We start from the raw sequence: 9,458 nt of genomic DNA, 5'->3' as shown, positions 1-9,458 counted from the left end.
TGAGCCCGCCGCCACCGACCTGTGGGCGGCACTGGCCGCGGACACCACCCTCCCGGTGGGTACCACCTACACCAACGGCAACGGGAAGGAAGTCACCGTCCCCGACCCCACCACCGCCCAGAGCGGCCAGACCGAGCCCCAGAGCGGGGACACCACCACCCCCAGTACCACCCCCACCCCCACCGAGAGTCCCTCCACCACTCCCAGCACGGACACCACCACCGTCGAGACCTGCCCCCCGTCCTCCTGAGGCTGGTCGGGACTGCACCCGGCCCGTGTCCGGTCGGCTCCGCGTGCCCTGCCCCTTCGGTCGGCCCGCGGCGTGGACACCCGTGGTGTGACGATCCGCGACGTTGCCGCCCCGGATGCCTCAGGCCGTGCCGAGCAGGTGGGAGAGCCCCGAGACGATCGCGACGACTCCTGCCCCGGCCACGGTCGCCGCCAGTGTCTTGAGGGACCGGTCACGCAGCCGGTCCGTCCTCGTGCGCGTACCCAGACGCTCCCACCCCTTGCGGCGCGCGACGCCACCGAGGCGGACGTCGGCGTTGACGGCGACGGGGTGGCCGACCGACTCGAGCATCTCGACGTCGTGGAAGGAATCGGAGTAGGCCCAGGAGCGCCGGAGGTCGATCCCGCGTTGCTCGGCCAGGCGGCGCACGGCCTCGGCCTTGTGGTGGGCGTGGACGACGGGACCATCGAGCTCCGCGAGCAGGTACCCGTCACGCACGGTGAGGCGGGTCCCGATCCCCCCGGTCGCCCCCAGGTGTTCGGCCATGACCTCCGCGACGAGCCACGGTGTGGCCGAGGCGAGCCAGACCTCGTGCCCCTGCTCCAGGTGCCAGTTGATGCGCTCCACGGTGCGGGCGTAGAGACGGGGGAGGATGGCGGGCTCCCAGACCTGCTCGATCACCTCGTGCATCTGCTCGACGGACTGTCCGGCGACGCTGCGCATGGCGCGCTGGGCGACGGTGGAGACCCTGGAGACCTTCTCCCCGAAGAGCGAGTAGAGCAACGTCTGGCGGACCGCGAAGACGATGGTGCGGCGGTCGATGAGACCGCGTCGCAGGAGGGCGGTGGCGACGACGGAGGCGGAGGCGCCGCGCATGAGGGTCTTGTCGATGTCGAAGAACGCAGCCACCCGCGAGGACTCCGTCGGGTGGGCTGGCTGCATGCCCCAAGGGTAGCCGTGCCACGGTGCTCCCGGCATCCATGGGACACTGGGGTCATGGAGATCACGACCGTCCACGTCATGCGACACGGTGAGGTGGACAACCCCCTCGGACTGCTCTACGGACGCCTGCCGGGATTCGGCCTGACCGAGCGCGGCCACGCCATGGCTGCCCGGGTCGCCGAGCACCTCGTCGAGGAGGGCCGCGACATCACCACGGTCATCGCCTCGCCCCTGCTGAGGGCGCAGCAGTCCGCCACGCCGACGGCCAGGGCCTTCGGGGTGGAGGTCGCCTGTGACCCGCGTCTGGTCGAGGCCGGCAACGCCTTCGAGGGCGTCCCCGTCAACGCCGACCGCGCCGCCCTCGCACGCCCGCAGTACTGGCACCTCTACACCCACCCGCTGCGGCCCTCCTGGGGGGAGCCCTACACCGCGGTGGCGTCCCGCATGGCCGCGGCACTGTCGGGGGCACTGCGCGAGGCGCGGGGGCACGAGGCCCTGGTCGTCTCCCACCAGATGCCCATCGTGACGCTCACCCGCTTCGCACAGTGCAAGCCACTGCCCCACAGCCCGCTCTCGCGCACCTGCTCGCTGGCGTCAGTGACCTCGTTCATCTTCGAGGGTTCGACGCTGGTCGGGATCTCCTACCAGGAGCCTGCCGCGGACCTGTTGCAGGGCGCGGCGGACATGACCCCGGGCCGGTCGGAGGCCGGACTCAGGCGCTGAGGCCCTTGGCCCCGTCATCGTCGTCCTCGTCGTCCTGACGGGGACCGGGTTCCCCGTCTGAGGGGTGCTCCCCGTCCCGGGAACCGCCGTCCTCCGGGTGCCCGCCCTCCTCGGGTGGGTCCTCCGCCCGTCCGCCGTCGGTGCCCGACGAGGGCGTGGTGTGGTCGTCGGCCCCCTCGGGGGGGATCGCTCCGGTGCCGTCGCCGCGGTGGTCCCCGTCGTCCCCGTGGTCGACGGGCGCGTCCGGAGCCCCGGAGCCCCCGTCCGGACGTCCGGTGGTGTCTGGGCCGCCCGCCGCCCGGGAGTTGCGCCCCTCCTCCGCGGCCCTGCGCCGACGGATGTCACGCTCGAGGCGGAAGAGGAACTCCGGGTCGTCGTCGGGCGCCAGCGGCGCAGGTGGTGGTGTGGGCGGTGCCTGTCGGGCGGGCCGCGGGAAGATCGGGTGCGGCGTGGTGGCGCGGGTGCCGTCGCTCTCGGACTCGGCCCGCCCGACGGCGCGGACGATGAGCCAGACGACCGACCCGATCGAGAAGGAGGGGATCGTCAGGAGGATGATGATCAGCCACATGAGGCGCGGGATCCGACCGGGCATCTCCTCCTCGGGGGTGCGCGCCCAATCAGCGATGGCATAGACGGTGACCGCCAGCCATGCGACGACGAGGAGGATCCTGAACACGTCACCAGTCTAGGCGAGGCGGGGGTCCGCCACCGTTCGCAGAGGACCCGGGGGACGGGCGCGCCGGGTCAGGGGACCCGGACTCAGGCGCCCACGACGAGGACGACCGCGCACGCGACCGACCAGGCCAGTGTGTACAGGCCGGTGTCCCTCAGCGCCGGGATGAGCGCCCGACCACTCGCACCCGCCACGACACGGCGCGCGGGCAGCACCGCCCCCACCGCGAGGAAGGGGGTCACGGCCACGGCCAGACGGGTGTCCGCCCCGAGAAGGCCCACGGCCGCCAGGACGAGTGCCGCCACCAGCATCGCGACGTAGGCGGATCGCGCGCCCCCCTCACCCAGACGCACCGCCACCGTGCGTTTGCCGGCCTCCCGGTCGGTGGGGATGTCGCGGATGTTGTTGACCATGAGCAGGCTCACGCTGAGCAGACCCACCCCGCTGGCCAGGCACCACAGCCACCAGGGAGCGGAGGGCACCTGGGTGACAGTCGTGCCGACGGTCGCCACCAGTCCGAAGAAGACGAAGACCATCACCTCCGAGACCCCGATCCCCAGGTACCCGTAGGGATGGGTCCCGCCCGTGTAGAACCAGGCCGCGGCCACCGCCGCGACGCCCACCGCCACCAGCACCCACTGCCCCGACAGGAGGACCAGCCACAACCCGAGCACCCCCGCGGCCCCGAAGCAGCCCAGGGCCGCTGCCAGGACCGTCCTCGGGGCGGCCAGCCCCCCGCCGGTCAGGCGCGGGGGCCCCTGGCGGTTGTCGTCGGTGCCCCGGATGCCGTCGGAGTAGTCGTTGGAGAAGTTGACACCGATCTGCAGGAGCAGCGCCACCGCGAGGGCGAGCAGGGCCCTGGGTGCGGACCACTGCCCGATGTGGACCGCGGAGGCGGTGCCGAGGATGACGGGTGCCATTGCGGCGGGCAGGGTGCGCAGACGCGCGCCCTCCAGCCAGTCGGAGGGGGAAGCCATGGGCCCATTCAACGACGCCACTCGGCGCCGGTGCCAATCCGCTCCTCGACCGCCGCCCTCAGGGCGCGCGGGTCGACCTTGCCGCTGGGGAGCATCGGCAGGGAGTCCACCGCGACGACGACGCGGGGGGCCTCCGCACGACCCAGCACCTCCCCGACCCGTTCGCGGATCGCCAGGGCGAGGTCGTGCAGTCCCCCGTCGGGCTGGGCCGCCGCCGCTGCGGGAGTCGGCGCGGATGCGGGCGTCCCCGGTCCGGCAGAGGTGGGGGCCACGGGGACGAGGGCGGGCCCGTTCGTGTCGGTCCCGGCGAGCACGCCGGGTCCGGGCACCACGGCGGCCGTGACGAGGGCACCCCACTTCTCGTCGGGGAGGTCGAGGATCCAGGCGTCCGACACCCCCGGGGTCGCCAGGACGGCACGGCGCACCGGTCCCGGGGCGATGGAGAGACCGCCCGAGACGATGACGTCGTCGCTGCGCCCGAAGACCTCGACCGTGCCCGCCGGGGTGACACGTCCGATGTCGCCGGTGAGCAACCACCGCAGGCCGCCCTCGTCGATGAAGGGGGAGGGGCCGTCGAGGTAGCGGGTCATGAGCACGGGACCGGCGATGGCCAGGCGCGAGCGTCCCTCCACCTCCACCGTGCGGACCGTGACGCCGGGCAGGGGACGCCCGTCGTAGACGCAGCCCCCGGACGTCTCCGTCATGCCGAAGGTCGTGTGGACGTGGATGCCGAGATCGCGGGCGCGGTCGAGCAGTGACGGGTCCGCGCTGGAACCACCCACGAGGACCGCGGCGAGCCGGGTCAGCGACGAGGTGACCTCGGGGCCGGCCTTCAGGCAGGCGCGCAGCTGGGTGGGCACCAGGGAGAGGTAGCCCGGTACCTCCGGGTCCTGCGTCGCCCCGGCGATGGCTGGCGGCAGGCGGTCGGGGCGGAACCCCGCAGTGGTGTCCACCACCTGGGGTGAGGTGCCGGCGAGCGCCGCCCGGAAGAGGACCTGTGCGCCGCCCACGTGGTGCGCGGGCAGGGCCAGGACCCAGCGGCCCGGCCCCGAGAGCGCCCGCTCGGTGGAGCGCGCGGAGGCGATGAGTGCCTCCACGGGGAGACCGACCAGGTGGGGGTACCGGTGGAGGACCCGGAGGTCTGGAGGACCACGTCGATGCCGTCGAGGAGATGGGGGTCGGCAGCGGTGCCCGGGTCGAGGGAGGGGAAGGCCTCGGAGGGGGTGGCCGAGGAGCCGCGCAGGGTGGCACGGTCGACGCTGCTGGGGGAACGCAGCACCACGACGGTGTGGGGCGCGGGGTGGTCGGGGTCGGCGGCGCGTTCCCCGTGCAGTTCGAGGAGTTTGTGCAGGGAGGCGTAGGCCATGGCGACGGCCCCGGGGGACGTCCCGCCCGGGACGAGCAGGATCCGCGGTCCGGTCATTGTGGTGCCTCCTGGGGTCATGGTCCGGAGACGACAGATTACGCCGGGACACCGGACGGCGGGGTGCGCGGATCGTCACGTCCACGGTGGGGTGACGCGCCCGCCTGTGGCTCCCGTGGGGCCGACGGCACCGGCGCGGGAGGTGGTGGCTCCGTGTCGGTGCTGGTGGAGGGTCGGTCCGGCGTGACCTATTCGTGATCGACGTGGGCGATCCCCTACTGCAGTGGTTGCCCGGGTTCGCATAACATGAGGCGTGGCCTCGAATCGCATCTCCTCGATATTGAAGTGGCTCCTGGGTGGGGTCCTGGCGTTCGTGCTGGTCGTCACCGGCGCGACGGCGGGTTATGCCGCCCACTTCGCTGCCCGTGGTCTGCCCGGTGTGTCCGTGGCGGGGACCTCGGTGACGGGGCAGACGCAGGAGGAGGTCGCGGAGGCGGTGGCGCAGAAGGCCGGCGCGATCACCGTGACGGTGAACGTGGACGGCGAGCCGACCACTGCCAAGCTCTCCGACCTGGGTGTGAGCGTGGACGCGCAGGCGACGGCTGCGAAGGCCTTCGAGCCCAATGCCTCCGCCTGGTCGCGGATCAAGGCGCTCGTCGACCGGCGTGACGTCGCGGTGGTGACCTCGGTCGACGAGTCCAAGCTCCAGGAGTTCAGCACCGAGCTGGCGGCCACGGCGGGGCAGCCGGCCGAGGACGCCTCGGTGACCTTCTCCGCGGATGACGGTCAGTTCGTGGTGACCGACGCGCAGGCAGGTGTCGGTGTGGATGTCTCCCAGTTGACGGGGGTGGTGGCCAAGGCGGCCTCGACCCTGACGTCACAGGCCGTGGACCTGAAGTCCTCGGACGTCGAGCCGACCGTGACCACGCAGGCGGCCCGGACGGTGGCGGACGCGGCCAACGGACTGCTCGCCCTGGACGTGACCCTGAACAGTGGTGTGGCCTCCTACCCGGCGGACACCGCGACCAAGGCCGGGTGGATCTCGATCCCCACCCAGGACGACGGGACCCTGGGGACCCCGACCTGGGACGAGGCCAAGGTGAGCGCCTGGGTGGAGAAGACCGCGACCGCCACCAATGAGGAGGCAGTCCCCGGCGTGAAGAACGTCAACTCCAAGGGTGACGTCGTGGCGGTGGCCGATGCGGGCACGGCAGGCTGCAAGGTGAACAACACCGCGGTCCTGCAGAAGGCCGTGGTCGCGGCCCTGGAGGGTGGCCAGTCCTTCACCGGTGACTTCAAGTACGACAATGTCGAGCCCACCTTCACGACCCGTGAGATCGCAGACGGGGCGGAGGACCTCGTCTACCAGGCCGCGGACGGGGAGAAGTGGATCGACATCAACCTCTCCAACTACACCGTGACCGCCTACGAGGGCGCCACCATCGTGCAGGGACCGATCCCGATGGTCCCCGGGGAGCCCGACACCCCGACCGTCACCGGGACGTACCACGTGTACCTCAAGTACGCGTCCCAGACCATGGAGGGCCTGAACAAGGACGGCACGAAGTACAAGACCCCTGACGTCCCCTACGTCACCTACTTCACCGGCTCCTACGCCCTGCACGGGGCGCCCTGGCGGACGTCCTTCGGGTGGGGAGGCCCGGGCGGCTCCCACGGGTGCGTCAACATGCCGGTCGACGGCGCCAAGTGGATCTACGACTGGTCCGAGATCGGCACCACCGTCGTCAGCCACTACTGAGACCGTCGACCTCCCGACTCCGCAGATCTGCAGACGGGGTTCCACCGACGTTCACTGACCGCGCACGGGCCAGTTCGCGAGGACGGCCGCCCAGTGCCCATTGTCGCTGCCCCTCCGGCCGTCGACTGGGAGGTGCACCACCGGAGCCGGTCCTTCTCCGCCGTGTGCTGAGCAGACGTCCGGGCGCGGATGCGGCCCGACGCGCCCAGTCTCCGTGACCGCCCGAATGACGCGGGTGCTACTCGAGGTCCACCCGTGTCTGGGGGAAGCAGGAGTGGTCGAGGTAGTTGAGTGCGAGGTCGCTGTCCCCCGTGGCGATGGGTTCGATGATCTCGGGGAGGATGTAGGAGTTCCAGTCGACGAAGGGCGCGGCCAGGTCCGAGGCTCCGAAGTCGGTGAGGACTTGGATGGCTCGGGCCACGCCCGCCTCGTCCCCGGTGTCCTGGCTGGCCACGGCCTGGGAGATCCAGGAGCACTGCCAGTCGATGGCGGTCAGGGAGGCGAAGTAGCCGTCCTCGTAGACGACCTGGGACTCCGCGACGGCTTCCTGGGCGGTGAGTCGGCCGGCGTCGAGGTCAGCCTGTGTGTCGTCGAGGTCGGAGACGTGGGTCCTGTCGGGGTAGGAGGCGCCTTCTGGCAGTGGTGGGAGTTCTCTCTTGGCCGCGCTGGACTCCTCCAGTGCCTGCGAGTTGAGTTCCGTGCGGGCGGAGTCCACGACCTCCAGTGCCTGGGAGTCGGTGGTGACACGGGAGAACGTCTGCGACTGCGGTGTGGTGGACACGGCAGGTCCGGAGAGAGCGGACACGGCGAACCCGAGGGCCACCAGGATGAGGATCCCGGAGGATGTCAGGACCGCTGTGTGGTGTGTGGGTCTGTGCATGGGTTCCCGTCCCTTCTCGACGGTGGGTTGCGGACCAGGAGGTGTCACGAGTCGGACGGACTCAGTGGTGGGAGCCGTCCACCGCAGAGGACGCCTCCATTCCCTCGACGAGTGACCGGAGGATCTCCTGGGCGCTGGTGCCCGACGAGTGGATGACCATGGTCTGGTCCCTGACGAACTCTGGCGTGCCCAACATGCTCGGATCACGTCCGTCGAAGTCCTCCGCCACCCACGCATTGGTCGTGGTCGTCAGGTACCTCCCAACTGAGTTCGGCGTGAAGGTCGACACCACTTCATCCGGGACTCCGGCATCTGCGGCAATCGTCCTCACCGCCTCGAAGGACCGTGCTCCGTCCTGGACGACAGTTCCGTCACCTGAGTTGTACTGCTCGTGGAAGTACGACAGGAGCGCATGGTGAAAGGCAACCCAGTGGGCTGGGTCGGCCTGGGAGACGATGAGCGATGCCGTGGTCGCTGGATAGGCGAATGCGGCACCCGACGTGGTCACTGGTTGATGGGCAATGTTGAAGTCACCGTCGACTGCCCTGTCCGAGAGTTCCGCTCCCATCTCGACGTCGTAGCGCGCGCAGAAGTAGCACGTGTAGTCGAAGTACTCGGTCAGGGTCGGCAGTGAGTCATCCTTCGTGCCGACTCCCAGGTGCGAGAGGACCACGGGTGAGCCATCGGCGTAGGCGCGCAGGAAGGTAACGGCATCCCCTGATTGCGCGGTCTGCTCGTTCCCCGGGGAAGGGGTCGGGACTGACGGTGCCGCATCGGGTTGTGCTGCCGGATCGTTGGTCGGGCGCGCCCACACGATTGCCATGGTGACGATGACGGCGAGCATCGTTGCGGAGGCACATGCGATGACAATTCGACGCGAGCGTCGGTGTCCCCCGCTCTGGTCCCCATGCATTGCCCGGGCCCTCCCGTTCCTGGTCGGCGTGGTGTGTGCTTCCCCCGGACTCGCAGCACCCCTCTCCGCCTCGGTGCTGCGGAGTGGGACTCGTCTCGGAGAACATGCTCCCGGTGCAACGGTGCAGGTCGAAGGAGCGGGACCGTCATTGGTCGCTGCCGACGAGTTGCAGCCTAGTCCACAGTGCGCGGGGTGATCCGTCATTCGCGTGCCTGTTGGAGGGGTTCTCCTCTCCCTGTTGGCACTTCTGCCGGGTGCCCCCTGACGGTGCCCCTGGGCGTCTGTTGCCCCTGAGCGCCCTCGTGGCCTGCTCGTGTGGCGTCGCCCTCGTCGTTGTGCAGCGCGACCACCGGTCAGGGTCCGTCGGCGGAGGGAACAACCCGCCCTCAGGGCGCGGGGCAGGTGAGGGGTGTCGCGTCGACTGGTTCCTCGGACATCCGGCGGAGTGTGGCGGAGTCTCTGTCCCACTCCAACGACCAGGGCAGGGACACGACCGGGTCGGAGGGGTCGTCCCCGTTGGTCGGCCACGTCCGGCCGGAGTCGACGGCCACCACGTGTCCGCGCGGGAGGAAGTAGAAGTCGGTGTCCGTTCCGTCGTAGGCGGGCCGGACCACGGCGTAGAGGCGGCACCCGTCCGGTGACTGCGGGACCAGGACGTGGGCGGCCAGGGGCAGTTCGGTGGCCGCGAGGAAGGCGGCCAGCCCGAGGACCGGGACCGTGAGCGCCGTCGCCACGGCCGTGACGGTGCGGACGGTGCGGCGCAGGATGCGGCGCAGGAGGACGGGCGTCTCGACGAAGGGCTCACCGAGCCTGACCACGGCGAGGATCCCGCTCACCGTCCACAGGGCGAGGACGGTCAGGCAGGCCGCCAGTGCGATGTGGGGCCCGACGAGGAGCCGGCCCCACAGGACCAGGACCGGCAGGGTCACCTCCTCGGCGAACAGCGCCGTCCCGGCCGCCAGGACCAGTGCGCCGGCGCACCAGGTGCCCCTGATCCAC

Annotated in this window: 9 protein-coding genes and 1 pseudogene; 3 read left to right on the top strand and 7 right to left on the bottom strand. The window is 70.9% G+C overall.

The window, feature by feature from the left end; all coding sequences use genetic code 11:
- Nucleotides 1–250: pseudogene (locus tag TA90_RS14805) on the top strand (LCP family protein); the annotation flags it as partial.
- Between the two features lie 120 nt (nt 251–370).
- On the opposite strand, the gene TA90_RS02105 reads toward TA90_RS14805, so the two are convergent.
- Nucleotides 371–1,171 (bottom strand): HAD family hydrolase, encoded by an 801-nt coding sequence (locus TA90_RS02105; protein ID WP_043534370.1) that lies wholly within the window; start codon nt 1,169–1,171, stop codon nt 371–373.
- Nucleotides 1,172–1,225: 54 nt separating this feature from the next.
- Here TA90_RS02105 and TA90_RS02100 point away from each other — a divergent pair, with 54 nt between their 5' ends.
- Complete coding sequence (locus tag TA90_RS02100) at nt 1,226–1,894, top strand: histidine phosphatase family protein (RefSeq protein ID WP_043534369.1); 669 nt, start codon at nt 1,226–1,228, stop codon at nt 1,892–1,894.
- Here the strand turns inward: TA90_RS02100 and TA90_RS15810 are convergent.
- From TA90_RS15810 to TA90_RS02085, 3 genes are all read right to left on the bottom strand, one after another.
- Nucleotides 1,884–2,570, bottom strand: coding sequence for a hypothetical protein (locus TA90_RS15810; RefSeq protein ID WP_074015233.1), 687 nt, complete (start codon nt 2,568–2,570; stop codon nt 1,884–1,886). The two genes, TA90_RS02100 and TA90_RS15810, sit on opposite strands and share 11 nt — an antisense overlap.
- 83 nt (nt 2,571–2,653) lie before the next feature.
- A complete protein-coding gene (locus TA90_RS02090) occupies nt 2,654–3,544 on the bottom strand; it encodes a 1,4-dihydroxy-2-naphthoate polyprenyltransferase (RefSeq protein WP_043534368.1) in 891 nt (296 codons plus the stop codon).
- Between the two features lie 8 nt (nt 3,545–3,552).
- The gene (locus TA90_RS02085) at nt 3,553–4,641 is read right to left on the bottom strand and encodes an AMP-binding protein (RefSeq protein ID WP_407921574.1); all 1,089 of its coding nucleotides are present in this window, start codon (nt 4,639–4,641) and stop codon (nt 3,553–3,555) included.
- Nucleotides 4,642–5,220: 579 nt separating this feature from the next.
- On the opposite strand from TA90_RS02085, the gene TA90_RS02080 reads away from it, so the two are divergent.
- Complete coding sequence (locus TA90_RS02080; RefSeq protein ID WP_043534367.1) at nt 5,221–6,666, top strand: L,D-transpeptidase family protein; 1,446 nt, start codon at nt 5,221–5,223, stop codon at nt 6,664–6,666.
- A 238-nt stretch (nt 6,667–6,904) separates the two neighbouring features.
- Here TA90_RS02080 and TA90_RS02075 read toward each other — a convergent pair whose 3' ends face one another.
- The 3 genes from TA90_RS02075 to TA90_RS14800 all read right to left on the bottom strand — a co-directional run.
- Nucleotides 6,905–7,546, bottom strand: a complete 642-nt coding sequence (locus TA90_RS02075; RefSeq protein WP_043534366.1) for a hypothetical protein — start codon at nt 7,544–7,546, stop codon at nt 6,905–6,907.
- Nucleotides 7,547–7,607: 61 nt separating this feature from the next.
- Entirely contained in the window at nt 7,608–8,390 is a 783-nt protein-coding gene (locus TA90_RS02070) for a DsbA family protein (protein WP_052450384.1), read from the bottom strand.
- Between the two features lie 455 nt (nt 8,391–8,845).
- Nucleotides 8,846–9,458, bottom strand: a 613-nt coding sequence (locus tag TA90_RS14800; RefSeq protein WP_043534365.1) for a hypothetical protein, incomplete at its 5' end; no start/stop codon positions are given.

Source organism: Actinomyces polynesiensis, assembly GCF_000820725.1.
Taxonomy (GTDB): domain Bacteria; phylum Actinomycetota; class Actinomycetes; order Actinomycetales; family Actinomycetaceae; genus Pauljensenia; species Pauljensenia polynesiensis.
Note: the sequence above shows the minus strand (reverse complement) of the source record. Positions and strands in the feature narration are given on the sequence as shown.